Origin of the sequence: Kitasatospora sp. NPDC004615, assembly GCF_042873545.1 — a bacterium.
In the GTDB taxonomy this organism is placed as follows: domain Bacteria; phylum Actinomycetota; class Actinomycetes; order Streptomycetales; family Streptomycetaceae; genus Kitasatospora.
Genome location: NZ_JBIALQ010000001.1, coordinates 15396 through 33787 on the forward strand (window position 1 = coordinate 15396; position 18392 = coordinate 33787).

Here is an 18392-nt window from a genome sequence, read left to right on the forward strand (position 1 = left end):
GCCCGCCTGCCGGCGGGGTCTCTGGCTTGCGGGGTCTGCGGCACTCAGGCGAGCAACTTGGCTTTCGCCGCGCGGAATTCGTCCTCGGAGATGGCGCCGCTGTTCTTCAGGTCGGCGAGCCGGGCGAGTTCGTCCACGTGCCGGGACGCGGCCTGCTGGTCCTCGGTGCCGGCGGCTTTGCGGATGTAGTTCTGGAAGTTGCCCTCCGCCTGCGCGGCGAGTGCCCGGTCGCGGTTGCCCATGGATTTGCCGCGGGCGATCAGGTAGACCAGCACACCGATGTAGGGCAGCAGGATGACGAAGGCGGTCCATCCGGCCTTGCCCCAGCCGCCCATGTCGTGGCTGAGGAAGATGTCGGTGATCACCTTGAACAGCAGGAAGAGCCAGAGGATCCAGAGGAACAGCCACAACATCGTCCAGAACAGGTTGAGCGCCGGGTAATTGTCCATCGTGGGCTCCCTTCCACAGGTCCTTTCGAGAGGTATCACCACATTCCGGGCGCCGCATGTCAGCGCTCCGCCGCCGGGTGCGCTCAGCGGTCGCCCGGCGAGATCCGCCAAGCGAGAAGGACCACCAGGAAGGACGCGGCGCTGAAGCCGGCGGACCACCAGGCGGTGGCGACCTCGCCGCGCATCCAAGCGTTGGTGGCGACGGTGAGTGCCCACAGTTGGCCGATGACGACGGTGATGCCGAGGGCGACGCGGGCGGAGAGAATCGCGGAGCGTTCCGGTTGCTGGTCGGTGCCCGCGCCGGGGCCGGGTCCGGTGGCGGTGACCCGGGCGTCGGCGTAGCCGGAGGTCGGCCGGATCTGCGGATAGCGTTCGTGGACGGGCCGGTTGAGGCGCGGCTCGTCACTGCCGGGGTGGTAGCCCTCCGGGAAGTGGCCCTCGCTCACCACGCGCCCCCTGCTTCGACCTGATACATCGTCAACTCTCTCTCGTTCAAGGTCATTTGCCGCTCTCCCTGCCCGGGCACCCGGCGGCGTCGGCCAGTGCCGGGTTGCGGTCGCGCAGGCCCCGGCACAGGCCCGCCTGCTCGTCCTCGCCGGAGCGGGCGGTGCCGATCGCCCACACCGCGCCCTGGGCGTCCTCGACCATGACCACCTTGGGCAGCGGCCGGGGTGGCGGGCCGGCCGTCACCGCGCCGGTGCGGGCGTCGAACTTCCCTTCGTGGCACGGGCAGTAGAGGTCTCCGTCGGTGCCCTGGTCGCGTCGCCAGAGGACGCCGCAGGCGAGGTGGGTGCAGATGGTGGAGTAGCCGACGACGGTGCCGTCGGGCAGTCGGATCGCCATCGCCCGGTCGTCCTCGCCGGGGTACTCGAAGCTGACCGCCTGCCCGCGTTCGAGCCGGTCGGCGACCTTCAGCGGGGCGGCGATGCCGTCGCCGTGCCGGTGCAGCACGCCGGCCGAGACGGCGGCGGAGCCGACCACCAGGCCGCCGGAGACGGTGGCGACGATCCGCAGGTAGTCGCGGCGGGTGGTGAGCGAGTCGGCGCTGATCCGCTCGCGCAGCGCGTCCTGCTCGGCCTGGTGGGCGTCCTCGGGTCCGCCCGGCCCGGACGGGTCGACGGGGCTGGTCACGCCATCGCTCCGTTCCCGGGCGTGGGCCGCCCGTTGACCTCGATCAGGTTCAGCGTCCCGCCGGGGACGGGTGCCCGGCGCTCCGGCGGGACGACCATGGCGACGCCGGTGGAGACGGTGGTGGCGCCGAACACGAACTCGGTGGAGACCTCCACGCCGGGCCGTTCCGCCTGCAACTCCTCGGCGGTGCCGTAGAACAGCGCGCCGGTCGGGCAGACGGTGGCGCACATCGGGGCCAGGCCGTACGAGGTGCGGTCGTAGCACAGGTTGCACTTCATCTGGAGCTTCGCCGCCAGGTCGATCTTGGGCACACCGAACGGGCAGGCGTTGACGCAGTTCGCGCAGCCGATGCACCGGGTCGGGTCGGCTTCGTGGACGACTCCGTCCGCGGTGATCAGGATCGCCTCGGCGGGGCAGACCTCGGCGCAGGGGGCGACCGGGTCCTCGCAGTGCATGCAGACGGTGGGCAGCGAGGCGACGGTGTGGCCCTCGTCGGTGTAGTCGAGGTGGATCATCGTCTTGCCGCGGTGCGAGTCGCATTCGCGGCAGGCCGACACGCAGGCCTGGCAGCCGATGCAGCGGCCGGGGTCGATGAAGATGGTGCGTCCCAGCATGGTGGTTCAGCCCCTCTCTCCGGTGCCGCGGCCCTGCGGCGAGGTCGGCGGGAGCGGGTCGGTGCGCGACACCTGGGCCTCCGGGTACGCCTCGCGGCCCGGCGGGGTGGGCGGCGCGGGCACCGGCTCGACGGTGCGGGCGCGTTCGATCCGTACCGCGCACACCTTGTACTCGGGGATCTTCGACCGCGGGTCGAGGGCGTCGATGGTCAGCTGGTTGGCGGCCACCGGGTACGGCCAGTGGTACGGCACGAACACGTGGTCGGGCCGGATCGCCTCGGTGACCAGGGCCGGCAGCACCGAGCTGCCGCGCCGGGTGATCACCCGCACCGGCTCGCCGTTGCGGAATCCCTGCGACGGGTGCACCTCCACCCACGGCCTCGGCGTCTGCTCGACCAGCGCGCCCAGCCGCCGGGTCTGGTTGCCCGACAGGTAGTGCGCGACGGTGCGGCCGGTGGTCAGCGTCATCGGGAAGTCGTCGTCGTACGGGTCGGCGGGCGGGTGCCACTCGACCACCTGGAGGTGGATCCTCCCGTCCGGGTGGTAGCTCTTGCCGTCCTCGAACAGCCTTGGCGTTCCCGGGTGTTCGATGCCCGGGCAGGGCCACACCAGGCCGCCGGTCCGCTCCAGCCGGTCGTAGGTGATGCCGTAGTAGTCGATCACCGTGCCGGCCGAGGCGCGGCGCAGCTCGTCGAAGACCTCGCGCGAGTCCTCGAAGGCGAACTTGCTTCCCACGCCCAGGCGTCGGGCGAGTTCGCGCATCACCCAGGTGTCGGTGCGCACGCCCTCGGGGGGCTCCTGGGCCTTGTTGTGCTTGACGACGCGGGCCTCGGCGTTGGCCATCACGCCCTCGTCCTCGGCCCAACTGGTGACGGGGAAGACCACGTGCGCGTTGGCGGCGGTCTCGGACAGGAAGAAGTCGAACTGGGCGTGGAACTCGAGCTTGTCGTAACCGTCCTTCACCACCGCGTAGTTGGGCAGCGAGACGAACGGGTTGTTGCAGACGCCGATCAGGCCTCGGATCTCCTGGCGCTGCATCTGCCAGACCATTTCCATCATCGACGTTCCGGCGAGCGGGAGTTCGGACTCCTCGATGCCCCAGATCGCGGCGATCTGCCGGCGGTGCGCCGGGTCGTTGATGGAACGGCCGCCGGGCAGCAGGTCGGACTTCTGGCCGTGCTCGCGGCCGCCCTGCCCGTTGCCCTGACCGGTCAGGGTGCCGTAACCGGCGCCCGGGCGGCCCAGGTTGCCGGTCGCGGTGCACAGGTTGATGACGGTCAGGCAGTTCTCCACGCCCTGGGTGTGGTGCTCGATGCCGCGCGCGTGCCAGCCCATCGCCCGCCGCGCCCGGCCGAACGCCCTTGCCACCTGGACGACTTGCTCGGCGGGGACGCCGCAGATCTCGGCGGCCCGGCTCGGCGGGTACTCCTTGACGGTGGCCTTGACCTCCTCCCAGCCGGTGGTGTTCGCCGCCAGGAACGCCTCGTCGGTCAGCCCCTCCTCGACGATCACGTGCAGCACCGCGTTGAAAAAGGCCGCGTCCGTACCGGACTTGAGCGCCACGTGAATGTCGGCGGTGCGGGCGACGGCGGTCTCCCGCGGGTCGACCACGATCAGCGTCGCACCGCGGTCGCGGGCGCCCCACACGTACTGGGTCAGCACCGGGAAGCACTCGCCGACGTTCGCCCCGACCAGCAGCAGGCACTCGGTCTGCAGGATGTCGGCGAACGGGTTGGCCGCCCGGTCGATGCCGAACGCCAGCTTGTTGGCGCCCGCGGCGCTCACCATGCACAGCCGGCCGTTGTAGTCCACGTGCCGGGTCTTCAGCGCGACCCGCGCGAACTTGCCCACCAGGTAGGTCTTTTCGGAGAACAGGCTGGCCCCGCCGAGCATCCCGAAGGCGTCCCGGCCGTGCTCGCGCTGGATCCGGTTGATCTGCTCCACCGTGAAGTCCAGCGCCTCGTCCCAACTCACCTCCCGCAGCGGCTGGTTGCGGTCCCGGCGGAGCAGCGGGGCGGTCAGCCGGTCCGGGTGGTTGACCTGCTGGTAGGCGTTGATTCCCTTGGGGCACAGGCGCATTCGGTTGATGTCGTGGTTGCGCGGCTCCACCCCGAACACCTTGCCGTTCCCGTCCACCCGCAGGTACATCCCGCACTGCACGCCGCAGAAGCAGCAGTGCGTGGGAACGAGGGTCTGCTCACCCTGGTCGGCCCGCCACGCGGCGGCGGGCAGGCCGCCCGCGTCACGGAAGTTGCGCGTCCCGAGCGGGGCGACACTCGGGTCCAACGGGACGTGCTCGGCGGTCACTTGAACCCTCCCATGACGTCGGCGCTCACTTGAACCCTCGCTCGATGCCGGCGCTCACTCGAAGCCTCGCTCGATGCCGGCGGTCACTTGAAGCCTCGCTCGATGCCGGCGGTCACTTGAACCCTCGCTCGATGCCGGCGCTCACTTGAAGCCTCGCTTGACGGTCGACAGGTAGGCGGTGCCGCGCAGCACCCGCTTGCAGCGCGGGCAGTACTCGGCCCACTCGTCGAAGCCGAGCTGCAGGTCGCGCATCGTGGCGCGCAGGTTGTCGACGGCGGCGACGGTGTCGATCGACTGCCCGCAGCGGCGGCACGCCCGCAGCTCCTCGGCGTCCGAACCCTTGCGCCGCGCCGTGTACTTGAACAGCTGCATGCCGACCGCGGCGGGCCGCTGCACGATGTGGAAGAACTTCCCGAACGGCAGGTACACCAGGGTGAGCACCACCGATGCCATGTGCAGGATCGCCAGGAACTCGTAGCCGCCGCCGTGCAGGAACATCTCGGAGAAGGTCAGCAGCAGGCCGGTCACCGAGATGGTGAGCAGCGCCAGCAGCGGGACGAAGTCGTAGCCGAACCGCTGGCCGGTGGTCGCCGCCCGGTCCCGCACCCGCCGCCACAGGAAGTAGCCGACACCGCTGATCACCATCACCGCCGCCAGGTCCAGCCCGTGGTACAGCACCCAGCCGAAGAAGCTGCCCGAGTCGAAGCCGAACAGCTTCACCCCCCACAGCCGCATCTCGTAGCCCGGCCCGGCCGCGCCGGAGGAGGTGAAGGTGAACCAGCCCCAGGTCAGCGGGAAGGTGATGAATGCCGCCAACAGGCATCCCCAGAACATGAGTTGGTGCGCCACCCAACGGGCGTGCGAGCGGGCGCCGAGGAACTTCTGGAAGCCCAGGTAGGTGGCCGCCATCTTCGGCAGCGCGGTCGGCGAGCGCTTCAGGTTCTCCCAGGACAGGGCGACGCTCCAGCCCTCCCGGAACAGCCGGCGGGCGGCCGGGGCGGAGATCCACATCATGTACCGGTACACCACGCCGAAGGTCAGGAACACCGACGCCACCGCGTACGGCACCAGCGCCGAGTCGAAGTCCCGCAACTCCCGGCTGCCCAGCAGGATCGCCGCGATCAGCAGCACGCTCGCCGCCCCCGCCACCATCGACGCCCGGCCGGCCGGCTCGAGCCCGACCGGCCGCACGTCGTCCGCCCGCGCGGAGCCCCCTCGGTACGGCGGCGGCTCGCCCCCGGTACGGCCTGCACCGCCGGCTCCCCCCGCGCCCCGTGTCCCCCCGGCCGAACTGCCCCCCGTTCCCCCGACCGGTCCCTCGGGGGGCGGCGGTGTCGCGGCCACGCGCACTCTCCTAGCGCTCGACTCGATCCGATGGTCGATCGGGCGTCCGGCATCCAGCCCCTGACACCCTCCTGCCCTCGGACGCTAACGAGCGCCTCCACCACCCCGCGCGCCCAACTGCGCCGTCGGCGGCGCGTCGCTGCGCCGAACGGTCGAGCGGGCAACGCGCGCTCGCTGCGGCCGGATTGAACGGACATCAGGCCCGACCAGGCCTGGACCGAACTGGTGACAGCAATTAAGGTACTGCTTCATGTTGAAGGACGTACATAACTCACCCGCCCCCGAGCCCACCCTCACCGAGGACTCCGACGGCCACCTCTACGACCCCGGCGTACGCAGCTCGATGCGCGCGTTCGCCCTGGACGACGACACCCTCGCGCTGGAGGCCGCCACCGCCGTCCGCTCCGCCTCCCAGTCCATCGACCGCCTGCGCGCCCACGGCGCCGGCGGCCGCGGCCTCAGCTCCGGGGCCCTCGACCTGCTCACCCGGCTCGGCAACGCCGACCCGGACGGCCTCACCATCGGCGAACTCGCCCGCGCGGCAGGCGTCAGCTCCCGCAACGTCACCGGCCTGGTCGACACCCTGGAACGCGAAACCCTCGCCCGCCGCGTCCAGCACCCCGAGGACCGGCGCTCCGTCCGCGTCACCATCACCCCCGCCGGCCGCGACTGGCTCGACGCCTTCCGCCTGCCCACCCAGCGCGCCATGTCCGCCGTCTTCCGCGGCTTCACCCCCGAGGAACTCGCCCAGTTCCGGCACCTGTGCCTGCGTCTGGTCGTCAACCAGCAGCACCTGGAGCAGTACCTCGCCGCCGGGCATTCCTGACTCCGTCGTCAACCAACTCCGGTCGGCGCCGCGGCACTTCGACGCCGACCGGAGCCGCGGCACTTCGACGCCGACCGGATCCGCTCAGCGGAACGCGTCCGCGTTGCGCGCACACCAGGCCGCGAACCTCCCCGGCCCACGCCCCAGCAGCCGCTCCACCGTGTCGGTTCGCAGCCCGACGGTGTCGGCGCGCATCAGCGTGAACCCCTCCACGATGGCATCGGCCAGCGCCTGCGGCACCCCGCCGGGGAAGCGGGCCCGGACCGCCTCGGCGGGCGTCTTCGCCGCCCGGACCTCGATCCGACGTCCGGTCACCCCGGCAAGAATCCGGACCTGCTCGGCCACCGTCAGGCACTCACCACCGGTCAGCACGTACTCCGCGCCGTCGTGGCCGTCCTCGGTGAGGACCAGGGCGGCGACGGCGGCGATGTCAGCGGGATCGACCGGCGCGAAGCGGCCCGGGCCGACCGGGTCCAGCACGTAACCCTCCGCGCGGATCGTCTCCACCCACTCCAGGGCGTTGGTCATGAATCCGCCGGGCCGCAGGATCGTCGCCGGTATGCCGCTGCCGCGCACGATCTCCTCCCGCTCGTGGTGCCAGCGGCCCATGGCGGGCATCGGATCACCCAGCACGTTCGCGGACGAGAGGTGCACCAGGCGACGCACCCCCGCCGCCTCGGCAGCGGCAACGGCGTACGCGGTGTGCGCGGTACCGATGCCCGGTGTGAGCAGGAACATCCCCTCAACACCTCTCAACGCGGCCGCCAGCGCGGACGGTTCGCCCAGGTCCCCGACGAAACGCTCGGCGCGCGCGGGCAGCGCGGCGGCCCGGTCCGGGTCGCGGACCAGCAGGCGCAGCTCGGCGCCCGCCGCGTCGAGGGCGTGGACCAGCTCCCGTCCGATGTTTCCGGTCGCGCCGGTGATCAGTATCATCAATCCCCCTGGAGACGTTAGCCGTCTAGCGATCCGGCGAAAACGTTAGCCAGGAACTGATTAGCCGTCAATCGATCTGTCGCATCGCCCTGTTGCGCGTACCGACACCCCACCGGAGGCCGCGATGCCCGAGTTCCTGGACCTGCACGGCAAGACCTCGAAGGCGCTCCGGGCCCTCGCCGACGGCGCCATGCGACGCCACGGCCTCCACCTCGGACAGAACCACCTGCTCGCCGCCCTGTGGGAACGCGACGGCCGCACCCCCGGCGAGATCGCCGCCGCGCTCAACGTCACCACGCCCACCGTGGTCAAGATGGCCACCCGGATGGCCACCGCCGGACTCCTCACCCGCCACCGCGACGACCACGACAACCGCCTGGTCCGCCTCCGGCTCACGGACGCGGGCCGCGCCCTTCAGGAACCGATCGAGGCCGAACGCCGCGCCATGGAGGAACAGGTCATGGCCGACCTCACCCCCGCCGAACGCGAACACCTGCTGAGCGCCCTCACCAAGATCCACCGGGCAGCGGCCGACCTCCTCGCCTGACCGCCCGCCGCCCCTAACCACCCCAACCATCCAGCCTCACAGGCGAATTCATCAGGATCGCTCGGAGACTGTCAGCCGAGCCCCAGCGCCGGGAGGCACTCCTTCACGCCGACCAGTTCGATGTCCTCGCGGCGGGTTCGCTCCCACATCTCGCGCGTCAGCCGCCGGCGCTGGATCGGCGCGGCCTCGCCGCGGCGGGCGTCCCACGTGGTGCCGTTCGGTTCGTAACCCAGCGCCCGGGACACCTTGTTGGACGCGCGGTTGTCGACGAAGGCGTCACTCCCGGCCTCGCGCGCGCCCAACCCGGCGGCAACGCCAATTCCGTTACCGCGAAAGCGCCTTGACCGCCGCTGATCCTTCCGGCCTCACCGCTCAACGGACCTCCGGACGTGGACCCGGACGTCAGCCGGCCACCAGATCCACCGTCAGTCGGCCCTCGGCGCGGCCGTGCTGTCCCGCAGCACCACCTCCGCGGAGGCCGTGCTGGTGTCGGTCTCGCGACCCTCGCGAAGGGCCAGCCGGACCGCGAACTCGCCCATCGTGGCGAGCGGCAGGCGAACGGTGCTCAGGGCCGGAGCCAGGTCGGTCGCCAACGGGATGTCGTCGAAGCCGGCCACGGATACGTCGCCGGGGACGGAGATGCCGCGGTCGCGCAGTTCGGCGAGGACGCCCGCGGCGCAGATGTCGGAGAGGGCAATCACGGCGGTGGGCAGCGGAGTTCCACTCTCCTGGGCGACGTCCAGGATCCGCGCCATCGCGGCCCGACCGCCCTCCCGGGTGAACTCCGCGCGCCGGACCATCCCTTCGCCCGCCTCCAGCCCGAGCTCGTGCAGCGCGTCCAGGACGCCGTCGAGGCGGTCCTCGGCGACCCGCATCCGCTCGGGGCCGGTGATCACCGCGAAGCGGCGGTGGCCGAGTTGGGCCAGTGCGCGGGTGAGCGCGGCGGCGCCCGCCTTGTTGTCCACCTCGACGGTGTCGTACAGCGGACCGTGGTCGGTGATCGCCGCCACCCGGCCGCCCTGCTCCTGGTACGCGGCCAGCGCCTCGTCCAGCTGCTGGATCACCGCGGTGTCGTTGTACGCCGACCCGGCCAGAATGATCGCCCGGACCCGGTGCGCGTGCAGCATCCGGATCGCCTCCAGCTCGCGCCGGGGGTCGCCGTCCGTGCTGGTCACCAGCGACAGCAGGCCCGCCCGGGCGGCGGCGTCGCCGACCCCGCGGGCGATCCCGCCGAAGTACGGGTCGGCCACGTCGTGCAGCAGCACCCCGATCGTCGCGCCGGACGACCTGGCCAGTGCCTGCGCCGGCGCGTTGGGGAGGTAGCCGAGCGCCTCGGCACTCGCCCGGACCTTCGCCGACAGCTCCTCCGTCACCGACCGCGCCGAGCCGTTCAGGGCCCGGGAGGCGGTGGCCAGCGAGACACCAGCGTGCCGCGCCACATCCCCGAGAGTGACAGCCACCCGATACTCCCCGCTTTCCCCGCGCCCTGCTCGCCGATGATCGAGGGACAGGTTACCGCCCAGCCCCGCTCGGTTGACCGAGCCGACCACAACGCCTTGACCGGGGCGGGCGGGCCGCTTAGCCTCGGCGCATGGAAAGCGCTTTCCAAGGGTCTTCGACGGCCGGCGTGGAAAGCGCTTTCCAGTAGCCCGCACAACGCTTCTGCACCACCCCGCTCCGACTCTCGACCAGGCGACCTGCCGAGCGACCGCAGGGAGTTGGAAAGCGCTTTCCCGCGACCGCTCGTGGTCCCGCCGCGGCCATCGCGGTAAGCGCTTTCCGGCCCTCCCGCCGTCCGATCGCCGGAGCCTCCACCATCTCCGCCCACGGAAAGGACCCCACCCATGTCCCGCAGGGTCATCGGCATCGTCATGAACGGCGTCACCGGCCGGATGGGTTACCGCCAGCACCTGGTGCGCTCGATCCTGGCCATCCGCGAACAGGGCGGTCTGCCGCTGGGCGACGGCCAGGTGCTGTGGCCGGAGCCGATCCTGGTCGGGCGCAGCGCCGCCAAGCTGGAGGAACTGGCGAAGCGGCACGGCCTGTCGCACTGGACCACCTCGCTGGACGAAGCACTGGCCCACCCGCTGGCGGAGATCTACTTCGACGCGCAGGTCACCCAGGCCCGCGAGTCCGCGATCAAGACGGCGATCGCGGCCGGAAAGCACATCTACACCGAGAAGCCGACCGCCGAGTCGCTGGAGGCGGCGCTGGAACTGGCGCGGCTGGCCCGGGCCGCCGGCGTCTGCAACGGCGCGGTCCAGGACAAGCTGTTCCTGCCGGGCCTGCTGAAGCTCAAGCGCCTGGTGGACGGCGGCTTCTTCGGCCGCATCCTGTCGGTGCGCGGCGAGTTCGGCTACTGGGTGTTCGAGGGCGACTGGCAGGACGCCCAGCGTCCCTCCTGGAACTACCGCGCCGAGGACGGCGGCGGCATGATCCTCGACATGTTCCCGCACTGGCGCTACGTGCTGGACGGCATCATCGCCCCGGTCCGCTCGGTGTACGCGCACGCCGCGACGCACATCCCGCAGCGGGTCGACGAGCAGGGCCGCCCGTACCCGGCGACGGCCGACGACGCGGCGTACGGCGTCTTCGAGCTGGAGGGCGGGATCGTCGCCCAGGTCAACTCCTCGTGGGCGGTCCGGGTGGACCGGGACGAACTGGTGGAGTTCCAGGTCGACGGCACCGAGGGCAGCGCGGTCGCCGGGCTCCGCAACTGCCGGATCCAGCACCGCGGTTCGACCCCGAAGCCGGTGTGGAACCCGGACCTGCCGGCCACCGAGCAGTTCCGCGAGCAGTGGCAGCAGGTGCCGGACAACGCCGAGTTCGACAACGGCTTCAAGATCCAGTGGGAACTGTTCCTCAAGCACGTCGTGACCGGCGCGCCGTACCAGTGGGACCTCCTCGAGGGCGCCAAGGGCGTGCAGCTGGCCGAACTGGGCCTGCGCTCGGCCCGCGAGGGCCGGCGACTGGACGTGCCGGAGCTCAGCCTCTGACGCACTGACACCTTGCGCCTCGCGCCTCGCGCCCCGTGGCGGGCGCTGGGCGCTGGGCGCTGGGCGCGCTGGGAACGGGCCCCCGGTACCGGGCGGCGGGCGGCGGGCGGCGGGCGGCGGAGGCGGGGCCATGCGGCCGGACGGGGCTGCACGGTCCGGTCCGCCCTCGCCGCCCCGCCCAACTCCCCCCGCCCCTCCCCCGCCCCTCCCTCGCCTCTCCCTCGCGCCTCCCGGGCCAGCGCCTGGCGCCCGCGCGCCGCAAACGGTCATTTTCTGTCACGCGGTCGAGTTGATCTATGCAGGGATCATCTCCGCGTAGATGATCTCCTCCACCCGGCCGGCCGCTCTCCGCACCCACCCACCGACACCCCCCTCTCCGCCCACCCCACCCCTCCCTCGATCCCCGCGATCGCCGCGATCGCCCGACCTCAAGGCCTGACACCATGACTCATCTCGATCTGCCCGGCATCGGCCGGTACCAGTTGCGCGAGCCCGTGGCGCTCGCCGCCCCGTCGGGGCCGGCCTCGTCCCGGGTGGCGTTCGCGGCCGCCCACGTGGTGGCCGATCCGCTGGGCGGGAACGCGCCCGGCGCGCCGGCCGCCGTGGACTGGGAGGGAACACTCAAGTTCCGGCACCGGCTCTGGGAGCTGGGCCTCGGCGTCGCCGATGCGATGGACACCGCACAGCGCGGGATGGGCCTGGACTGGGCCGCGACCCAGGAGCTGATCGCCCGATCGGGTGCGGAGGCGAAGTCCGTCGGCGGTCGGCTGGCATGCGGCGCGGGCACCGACCAACTGACGTCCGTCGACGTCTCGTTGGCCGAGGTGTCGGCGGCGTACGAGGAGCAGCTGGCGGTGGTCGAGGCGGCGGGTGCGCAGCCGATCCTGATGGCGAGCCGGGCGCTGGCGGCGTCGGCGCGCGGTCCGGAGGACTACCTGTCGGTGTACGGGAAGCTGGTCGAGCAGGCCGAACGGCCGGTGATTCTGCACTGGTTGGGCGAGATGTTCGATCCGGCGCTGGCCGGCTACTGGGGCTCGGCGGATCTGGATGCGGCCGCGCAGACGGTGCTCGAACTGATCCGCAGCCACCCGGGACGGATCGACGGCATCAAGGTGTCGCTGCTGGATGCGGGCCGGGAGATCGCGCTGCGGCGTGAACTGCCGTCCGGGGTGCGGATGTACACGGGCGACGACTTCAACTACCCGGAGCTGGTGCGGGGTGACGAGGTCGGGCACAGTGACGCGCTGCTGGGCGTGTTCGACCCGATCGCGGAGGTCGCGGCGGCTGCTCTGCAGGCGCTCGACGCCGATGATCTGGCGCGCTACGACGCGCTGTTCGGCCCGACGGTGCCGCTGGCACGACACCTGTTCGCGGCGCCGACATTCCACTACAAGACCGGCATCGTGCTCCTGGCGTGGCTGTGCGGGCACCAGGACCACTTCACCATGGTGGCCGGTGCGCAGAGCGGCCGTTCGGTGAGCCACCTGGTGGAGCTGTTCCGACTGGCGGACGTGGCCGGGGTGTTGGGCGATCCGGAGTTGGCGGCCGGTCGGATGCGGCAGTTCCTGGCGCTGGCGGGGGTGCGGGCATGAGCTCAGCGGGGCTGAAGGTGGCCCAGGGGTGCGAGCGGCTGTCGCTGAACCAGATCACCACCAAGGGCTGGAGTCTGGAGGAGGCGGTAAGGGGCTGCGTGGACGCCGGAGTTCCGGCGATCGGTCTGTGGCGGGACAAGGTCGCCGAGACGGGTCTGGCCCGGGCGGCGCGACTGTCCCGGGACGCGGGTGTCGCGGTGAGCAGCCTGTGCCGGGGCGGGTTCCTGACGGCCGGCGACGAGGCGGCGCGTCGGGCGGCGTTCGCGGACAACCTGGCGGCGATCGAGGAGGCGGCCGAACTCGGCACCGACACCCTGGTGTTGGTGGTGGGCGGCCTCCCGGCCGGCAGCCGGGACCTGATCGGAGCCCGCCGCCAGGTGGCCGACATGATCGCCGAACTCGCGCCGCACGCCGGTGACTTCGGAGTCCGGCTGGCGATCGAGCCGCTGCACCCGATGTTCTGCGCGGACCGGGCGGTGGTCTCCACCCTGGGCCAGGCGCTCGACCTGGCTGAGGCCCATCCGGCCGAGCAGGTCGGTGTCGTGGTGGACAGCTACCACGTCTGGTGGGACCCGGAGTTGGAGCAGCAGATCGCACGGGCCGGCGCCGGTGGCCGGATCGCCTCCTACCAGGTGTGCGACTGGACGCTGCCGCTGCCCGCGGACGCGTTGCTGGGCCGCGGGCACGTCGGCGACGGGCACATCGACTTCGGCTGGCTGACCGACCGGGTGGCCGCCGCCGGCTACGACGGCTGGATCGAGGTCGAGTTGTTCAACGAGGCGGTCTGGCACACTCCGGGCGAACAGACCCTCGCCACCGTGAAGGAGCGCCACCGCACGCACATCGTGCGCCGCTGACCAAGGCAGGCGCGAGCGGGCCGGAGGGTCACCGGCCGGTCCGCCGCCCCTGTCGTGTCGCAGTGGTAAGCGCGCGGCCCGGTCCGGTTGAGTGGTGCCGCGCCGGGGCTGGAAACCGGGCGCGGGGGGCTGGAAACGGGCGAGTGGGTCGAGATCGTGATCGAGAGAGGCGGAGGTGGGCGGATGCGAATCGTCGTGGCGCCGGATTCGTTCAAGGGGACGATCGACGCGGCGGATGCCGCCGAGGCACTGGCCGCAGGCTGGCGTTCGGTCCGGCCGACGGACGAAGTGCGGTGCGCGCCAATGGCCGACGGCGGGGAGGGGACGCTCGCGGCCATCGTCTCCGCCAGCCCGGGCGCGCGGCTGATCGACGTCCCGGACGTGACCGGCCCGGACGGTCGGCCGGTGTGCGGGCAGTTCGCACTGCTGCCGAACGGCACGGCGGTGGTCGAGCTGGCGGTGGCCAGTGGACTCCCGTTGCTGGGAAACGAGTTGCGCCCACTGACCGCGACCACGCGGGGCACCGGCGAGACGATTGCCGCGGCTCTGGACGCCGGTGCGACCCGGCTGCTGATCGGCCTCGGCGGTTCGGCGTCCACCGACGGCGGCTTCGGACTGCTGTCCGCTCTCGGCGCCCGCCTGCTGGACGACGAAGGCGGAGAGGTGAGTGACGCAACGTCAAATCTCGATGCCGCACTCGAGGTTGCCGCCACCTTCGACCGTTCACGGATCCGCTTCGCCCCGCCCGGCGGGGTGGTGCTGCTCACGGATGTGACCAATCCGCTGCTCGGCGAACGCGGCGCGGCGGCGGTGTACGGGCCGCAGAAGGGCGCCGGCGAGGACGAACTCCCGCTGCTGGAGCGCAGGTTGACGAGACTGGCGGAGCTGATGGGCACCGACCCCTCACACCCCGGTGCAGGTGCGGCAGGCGGCACGGGCTACGGGCTGCTTGCAGGCTGGGGCGCGGTGGTCGAACCGGGCGCACCAGCGGTTGCCCAACTCCTCGGGCTGCCCGACATGTTGGCGTCAGCAGATCTGCTGATCACCGGCGAGGGCCGGTACGACGCGACAAGTCTTCAGGGCAAGGCCGTCGGCGAGGTGGTGCGCCTGGCCGAGGCAGCGGGCGTTCCGTCCAACGTGGTGGCGGGCGAGTCTACTGCCGCCGAGGTGCTCACCCTCTCCTCGCTGGCCGGTTCCGCATCCGCCGCCCGGGCCGAGCCGGCCCACTGGCTGCACCGCGCCGGGGCGACGCTCGCGGACCGGTGGACAGCCTCGCAGTCCTGATCCACCGTCCCCGACCACCCGTTCCGCCCCGCCGACCGGCCGGGTGAACCCTCCTCCCACCTGCCCGATATTCCGTTGACCTGCTGTCGGCGGCCCGGAATGATAAGTCGTCATGTCTACTTTCCATGACGACCCACAGTCCGCACCGGCCACCCCTGCCACGCCCGCCCCAACCACGCCCGCCCCGACCACGCCCGCCGCGGACTGGACGGACTGGGCAACGGCCAATCGCGCGAACTGGGACGAGCGGGTGCCGGTCCATGTCGGCGGTGCGTTCTACGACGTCCCGGCGTTCGTGGCCGGCGCTGAAGTGCTGCGAGACTTCGAGCTCGCGGAGCTCGGGGACGTCACTGGAAAGCGCTTGCTGCACCTGCAGTGCCACATCGGCCTGGACACCCTTTCGTGGGCGCGTCGCGGCGCGCTGGTGACGGGGCTGGACTTCTCCGAGCCGGCGCTCGTGGAGGCCGCACAGCTCGCGAAGCGGATCGGGACGGACTCGGCGCGCTTCGTCACCTCCGATGTGTACGGGGCGGTGGAGGCCCTCGGCGGCGAAACCTTCGACATCGTGTACACGGGCATGGGAGCGCTGAACTGGCTTCCGGACCTTGCACGTTGGGCACGCACGGTGGCGGCACTGACCAGCCCGGGCGGCTTCGTGTACCTGTCGGAGTTCCACCCGGTCGCCGAACTCGTCGCGGAGGACGGCCGCACTGTGGTGGAGGACTACTTCGACCGCGCGCCGGCCGTCGTGGACGAGCCCGGCAGCTACGCCGACCGGGACGCGACGATGACCGCGACCCGCACGGTGCAGTGGCGGCACGGAATCGGCGACGTGGTCAGCGCCCTGGCAGCGGCCGGCCTGCACCTGGAGTTCCTGCACGAACACGCGCACGGCCATTTCTTCCTGCCGCCCGGCCCCCGCCTCCCGCTGGTCTACTCACTGCGCGCCTCCCGCCCGTCCTGAAGCCCCACCGCCGGGCGACGAACCTGAGTCCAGCGCCGAAAGAAACCCGAACGGCCCACCGAATCCGCCGGGCCGTCCCGACGCTGCGGTCACTCGGACGGAGGCCGTCGCCCGAGCGGTCAGCGCACCTCTCCGGCCAGGGCATCAACAGCCGCATGAACGGCCGCCGGGTGGGCGAGCAGGTCGGTACTGTCGGCCCACTGATCAACGGCGCCGGTCAGCGGGAGGTCGCGCAACTCCGGTTCGGTGACGGTGCGTTGGAGGGCGCGGGCGAAGCGGTCGGCGTGCAGGACCAGGTACGGGCGGCTGTGGTACGGGCGCCGCGTCGGGTCCAACGGTTCGGTGAGCGCCAGCGCGTTGTGGGCGCGGGCGGCGGACTCGCACGCGTCACACAGATGACCCTCGCGAGTGCCGTGATCGATGGCGGCGAGGACGGCGCGCAGAGCCGGCCCGAGGACGGGGTCGGCGGGCAGGCGCGCGAACGCCTGCCCCAACCACTTGCTGTACGGCGCGAAGGAACGATGCTGCAGCAGGGTGAGCCGCATCAGGTCGCGGACCAGGCGGGCGGCGACGACGGCGGCGCCGAGTTCGTCGCCGGCCTCGGCGCAGCGGCCGACGAACGCTTCCTCCTGCGCGATGCGCTGCCACTGGCAGGCCATCAGGTATCGCCACAGCTGGTCGGGGTACCACCGGAAGCGTCGACGGACAGCGGTGACGGTGCCGTGGTCGTCGCGCAGGACGATGCCGGCGGTGAGTTCGGCGAGTTTCTGCTGCGGGAGCGCGAGCCAGTCGGTGGCGGTGGGATCGGTGTCGACCCAGGCGGTGGCCCGGGGGCCGAGCTGGGTGGTGAGCCAGCCGGGCAGGTGGTGGACCGTGACGCGGTGGTCCACGGCGCCGGCGGTGGCGGGTTCGAGGTGGCTGACGGGGTTGCGCGGGTCGCCGGTGGCACGGAAGTGGGTGGACCAGCCGCGGATCTGCGGGGGCAGGCGTTCGGCGAGCAGTGCGGTGATGGCCGGGCCGTGCCGCTCGGCGTCCTCGGGGGTGAGGAAGAGCTGAAGGCGCGGCCCCCAGTCGTGGTCGGCGGAGCGGGCGGTGTCGAAGCCGAGCACTTCGGAGCCCGGTCCGATTCGCGCAGCGGCGAAACGCAGCCGCGGGTAAGCGCTTTCCAGCAGGGGTCGGACTGCGTCCTCGTACAGTGCTGCGGCAAGTTCGAGTCCCGGCACGAACGGCGGCTCCGGCGTGATCATGCCGCCCACCTTGGCAGCGAGCAGCGCCGTGGTCCATCGCATATCGCCCCTGCCGGCAGGACATCAACGCGACCGAGCGGTTCAGCCGACGGCGGCGGGGCGTTTGTCGGGCCGCCCCGGGCGAGGTTCGGAAGCGGTGACCGGATCGGCGACGTCCGTCTCGGCCGCAAGCCCCTTGAACGGCTCGTCGGGGCGGTCGCGAATCGGCATGGCGACCAGGAGCGTGAAGGTCAGCAGGACGTAGGCGCTGCCGCCGAACAGTGTGCCGGGGGTGCGCCCGTCGGGGTGCCAGAGCCACACCATGCCGCTGGAGATGACCAGTTGGAGCAGCCAGCTGACGGTGAGCAGGCCGCGGCGGCGTTCGCGCAGCGCAACCTCGGCGAGGACCACCAGCGCGGGCAGCACCCACACCAGGTGGTGCACCCAGGTGATCGGGCTGACCAGGCAGCAGGCGAGGCCGGTCAGGCTGTAGGCGGCGAGGGTGTCACCGGCCCGGGTGGCCCGGTGCAGGCGGTGCGCCCAGATGGCGAGGACGGCGAGCGAGGCGGCCACCCACAGTGCCCGGCCCGGGAGTTGAGGTCCGAGGCGGGCGATGAGGCCCTGCAACGACTGGTTGGACATGTTGGCGAAGCCGCCGACCCGGTCGGTGTCCCAGAGGGTGGCGGTCCAGAACTGCCGGGAGACCTCGGGGCCGATCAGAAACCCCAGCCCGGTGGCGCCCAGCGCGGTCACGGTGGCGGTCCCGGCGGCGCGCCACTGGCGGGTGATCAGCAGGTGGACGATGAACAGTGCGGGGGTGAGCTTGATCGCGGCGGCCAGTCCGATGCCAACCCCGCTCATGAACTTCCAACGGCTGTCGGCAAGTTGCCGATCCGCGAAGACCAGGGCGACCAGCAGCAGGTTGACCTGACCGAAACTGAAAGTGTCGCGCACCGGGTTGCTGAGACCGCACAGGCAGGCCGCCAGCCCGAACGCGTACCACCGGCACCAGCCGCGCCGCCGCGCGATCGGATCGACCAGCCAGTACAGCAGGAGGGCGGTCGCGACGGCGGACAGCACGACACCGACCGCGATCGCCGGATGCCAGCCGAACAGGCGCATCGGCAGCATGCAGACCGCGGCGAACGGCGGGTAGGTGAACCCGTAGGCCGTACCGGGGCGGACGTAGTCATAGAGCTGCCCGGTCTCGAACCAGTGCCGCACCGTGCCGTAGTACACCCCGATGTCGAACCAGCCGCGATGCCCAGGAATGACCGCCAGGACCAGGGCGGTAACGACCACGGCGACCCCCAGGACCACGA

General features: G+C 71.8%; 18 protein-coding genes. 7 read left to right on the forward strand and 11 right to left on the reverse strand.

Annotated features, from left to right (window positions below):
- Positions 1 to 44: 44 nt before the first annotated feature.
- The 6 genes from ACFYS8_RS00075 to ACFYS8_RS00100 form a co-directional block, all read right to left on the reverse strand.
- Positions 45 to 449, reverse strand: a complete 405-nt coding sequence (locus tag ACFYS8_RS00075) for an SHOCT domain-containing protein (protein ID WP_387633646.1) — start codon at positions 447 to 449, stop codon at positions 45 to 47.
- 83 nt (positions 450 to 532) lie between these two features.
- A complete protein-coding gene (locus ACFYS8_RS00080) occupies positions 533 to 895 on the reverse strand; it encodes a hypothetical protein (protein ID WP_387633647.1) in 363 nt (120 codons plus the stop codon).
- 52 nt (positions 896 to 947) lie between these two features.
- Positions 948 to 1580 (reverse strand): ubiquinol-cytochrome c reductase iron-sulfur subunit, encoded by a 633-nt coding sequence (locus ACFYS8_RS00085; protein ID WP_387633648.1) that lies wholly within the window; start codon positions 1578 to 1580, stop codon positions 948 to 950.
- Entirely contained in the window at positions 1577 to 2194 is a 618-nt protein-coding gene (locus ACFYS8_RS00090; RefSeq protein WP_387633649.1) for a 4Fe-4S dicluster domain-containing protein, read from the reverse strand. Before ACFYS8_RS00090 ends, ACFYS8_RS00085 begins: the two co-directional genes overlap by 4 nt.
- Positions 2195 to 2200: 6 nt before the next feature.
- The gene (locus ACFYS8_RS00095) at positions 2201 to 4501 is read right to left on the reverse strand and encodes a molybdopterin oxidoreductase family protein (RefSeq protein ID WP_387633650.1); all 2301 of its coding nucleotides are present in this window, start codon (positions 4499 to 4501) and stop codon (positions 2201 to 2203) included.
- Positions 4502 to 4642: 141 nt separating this feature from the next.
- Positions 4643 to 5692: an MFS transporter gene (locus ACFYS8_RS00100; protein ID WP_387633651.1), complete on the reverse strand. Its 1050-nt coding sequence runs from the start codon at positions 5690 to 5692 to the stop codon at positions 4643 to 4645.
- A 403-nt stretch (positions 5693 to 6095) separates the two neighbouring features.
- On the opposite strand from ACFYS8_RS00100, the gene ACFYS8_RS00105 reads away from it, so the two are divergent.
- The gene (locus ACFYS8_RS00105; protein ID WP_387633652.1) at positions 6096 to 6671 is read left to right on the forward strand and encodes a MarR family winged helix-turn-helix transcriptional regulator; all 576 of its coding nucleotides are present in this window, start codon (positions 6096 to 6098) and stop codon (positions 6669 to 6671) included.
- An 84-nt stretch (positions 6672 to 6755) separates the two neighbouring features.
- Here ACFYS8_RS00105 and ACFYS8_RS00110 read toward each other — a convergent pair whose 3' ends face one another.
- Positions 6756 to 7604, reverse strand: coding sequence for an NAD(P)H-binding protein (locus ACFYS8_RS00110; protein ID WP_387633653.1), 849 nt, complete (start codon positions 7602 to 7604; stop codon positions 6756 to 6758).
- Positions 7605 to 7728: 124 nt separating this feature from the next.
- Between ACFYS8_RS00110 and ACFYS8_RS00115 the strand changes: the two genes are divergently transcribed.
- Complete coding sequence (locus ACFYS8_RS00115; RefSeq protein WP_387633655.1) at positions 7729 to 8151, forward strand: MarR family winged helix-turn-helix transcriptional regulator; 423 nt, start codon at positions 7729 to 7731, stop codon at positions 8149 to 8151.
- 71 nt (positions 8152 to 8222) lie between these two features.
- Here ACFYS8_RS00115 and ACFYS8_RS00120 read toward each other — a convergent pair whose 3' ends face one another.
- A complete protein-coding gene (locus ACFYS8_RS00120) occupies positions 8223 to 8453 on the reverse strand; it encodes a hypothetical protein (protein ID WP_387633657.1) in 231 nt (76 codons plus the stop codon).
- A 123-nt stretch (positions 8454 to 8576) separates the two neighbouring features.
- Complete coding sequence (locus ACFYS8_RS00125; protein WP_387633659.1) at positions 8577 to 9611, reverse strand: LacI family DNA-binding transcriptional regulator; 1035 nt, start codon at positions 9609 to 9611, stop codon at positions 8577 to 8579.
- A 384-nt stretch (positions 9612 to 9995) separates the two neighbouring features.
- On the opposite strand from ACFYS8_RS00125, the gene ACFYS8_RS00130 reads away from it, so the two are divergent.
- From ACFYS8_RS00130 to ACFYS8_RS00150, 5 genes are all read left to right on the forward strand, one after another.
- Positions 9996 to 11147, forward strand: a complete 1152-nt coding sequence (locus ACFYS8_RS00130) for a Gfo/Idh/MocA family protein (RefSeq protein WP_387633661.1) — start codon at positions 9996 to 9998, stop codon at positions 11145 to 11147.
- 443 nt (positions 11148 to 11590) lie between these two features.
- Positions 11591 to 12739 (forward strand): dihydrodipicolinate synthase family protein, encoded by a 1149-nt coding sequence (locus ACFYS8_RS00135; protein WP_387633663.1) that lies wholly within the window; start codon positions 11591 to 11593, stop codon positions 12737 to 12739.
- Positions 12736 to 13596 carry a sugar phosphate isomerase/epimerase family protein gene (locus ACFYS8_RS00140; protein WP_387633665.1) on the forward strand — a complete coding sequence of 287 codons (861 nt, stop codon included), beginning with the start codon at positions 12736 to 12738 and terminating at the stop codon, positions 13594 to 13596. Before ACFYS8_RS00135 ends, ACFYS8_RS00140 begins: the two co-directional genes overlap by 4 nt.
- Positions 13597 to 13779: 183 nt before the next feature.
- Complete coding sequence (locus ACFYS8_RS00145; RefSeq protein WP_387633666.1) at positions 13780 to 14880, forward strand: glycerate kinase; 1101 nt, start codon at positions 13780 to 13782, stop codon at positions 14878 to 14880.
- A 112-nt stretch (positions 14881 to 14992) separates the two neighbouring features.
- Positions 14993 to 15844 (forward strand): class I SAM-dependent methyltransferase, encoded by an 852-nt coding sequence (locus ACFYS8_RS00150; RefSeq protein WP_387633668.1) that lies wholly within the window; start codon positions 14993 to 14995, stop codon positions 15842 to 15844.
- Positions 15845 to 15963: 119 nt separating this feature from the next.
- Here the strand turns inward: ACFYS8_RS00150 and ACFYS8_RS00155 are convergent, their stop codons facing one another.
- The gene (locus ACFYS8_RS00155; RefSeq protein ID WP_387636755.1) at positions 15964 to 17091 is read right to left on the reverse strand and encodes a DUF4037 domain-containing protein; all 1128 of its coding nucleotides are present in this window, start codon (positions 17089 to 17091) and stop codon (positions 15964 to 15966) included.
- 81 nt (positions 17092 to 17172) lie between these two features.
- A complete protein-coding gene (locus tag ACFYS8_RS00160) occupies positions 17173 to 18390 on the reverse strand; it encodes a glycosyltransferase 87 family protein (RefSeq protein WP_387633670.1) in 1218 nt (405 codons plus the stop codon).
- Between the last annotated feature and the right edge of the window lie 2 nt (positions 18391 to 18392).

Bases quoted from the DNA above. Each gene is read 5' to 3' on its own strand.
- ACFYS8_RS00140 (WP_387633665.1), top strand. From the start codon at position 12,736: ATGAGCTCAGCGGGGCTGAAGGTGGCCCAGGGGTGCGAGCGGCTGTCG.
- ACFYS8_RS00130 (WP_387633661.1), top strand. From the start codon at position 9,996: ATGTCCCGCAGGGTCATCGGCATCGTCATGAACGGCGTCACCGGCCGG.
- ACFYS8_RS00110 (WP_387633653.1), bottom strand. From the start codon at position 7,604: ATGATACTGATCACCGGCGCGACCGGAAACATCGGACGGGAGCTGGTC.
- ACFYS8_RS00155 (WP_387636755.1), bottom strand. From the start codon at position 17,091: ATGATCACGCCGGAGCCGCCGTTCGTGCCGGGACTCGAACTTGCCGCA.
- ACFYS8_RS00105 (WP_387633652.1), top strand. From the start codon at position 6,096: ATGTTGAAGGACGTACATAACTCACCCGCCCCCGAGCCCACCCTCACC.
- ACFYS8_RS00115 (WP_387633655.1), top strand. From the start codon at position 7,729: ATGCCCGAGTTCCTGGACCTGCACGGCAAGACCTCGAAGGCGCTCCGG.
- ACFYS8_RS00145 (WP_387633666.1), top strand. From the start codon at position 13,780: ATGCGAATCGTCGTGGCGCCGGATTCGTTCAAGGGGACGATCGACGCG.
- ACFYS8_RS00090 (WP_387633649.1), bottom strand. From the start codon at position 2,194: ATGCTGGGACGCACCATCTTCATCGACCCCGGCCGCTGCATCGGCTGC.
- ACFYS8_RS00135 (WP_387633663.1), top strand. From the start codon at position 11,591: ATGACTCATCTCGATCTGCCCGGCATCGGCCGGTACCAGTTGCGCGAG.
- ACFYS8_RS00075 (WP_387633646.1), bottom strand. From the start codon at position 449: ATGGACAATTACCCGGCGCTCAACCTGTTCTGGACGATGTTGTGGCTG.
- ACFYS8_RS00150 (WP_387633668.1), top strand. From the start codon at position 14,993: ATGTCTACTTTCCATGACGACCCACAGTCCGCACCGGCCACCCCTGCC.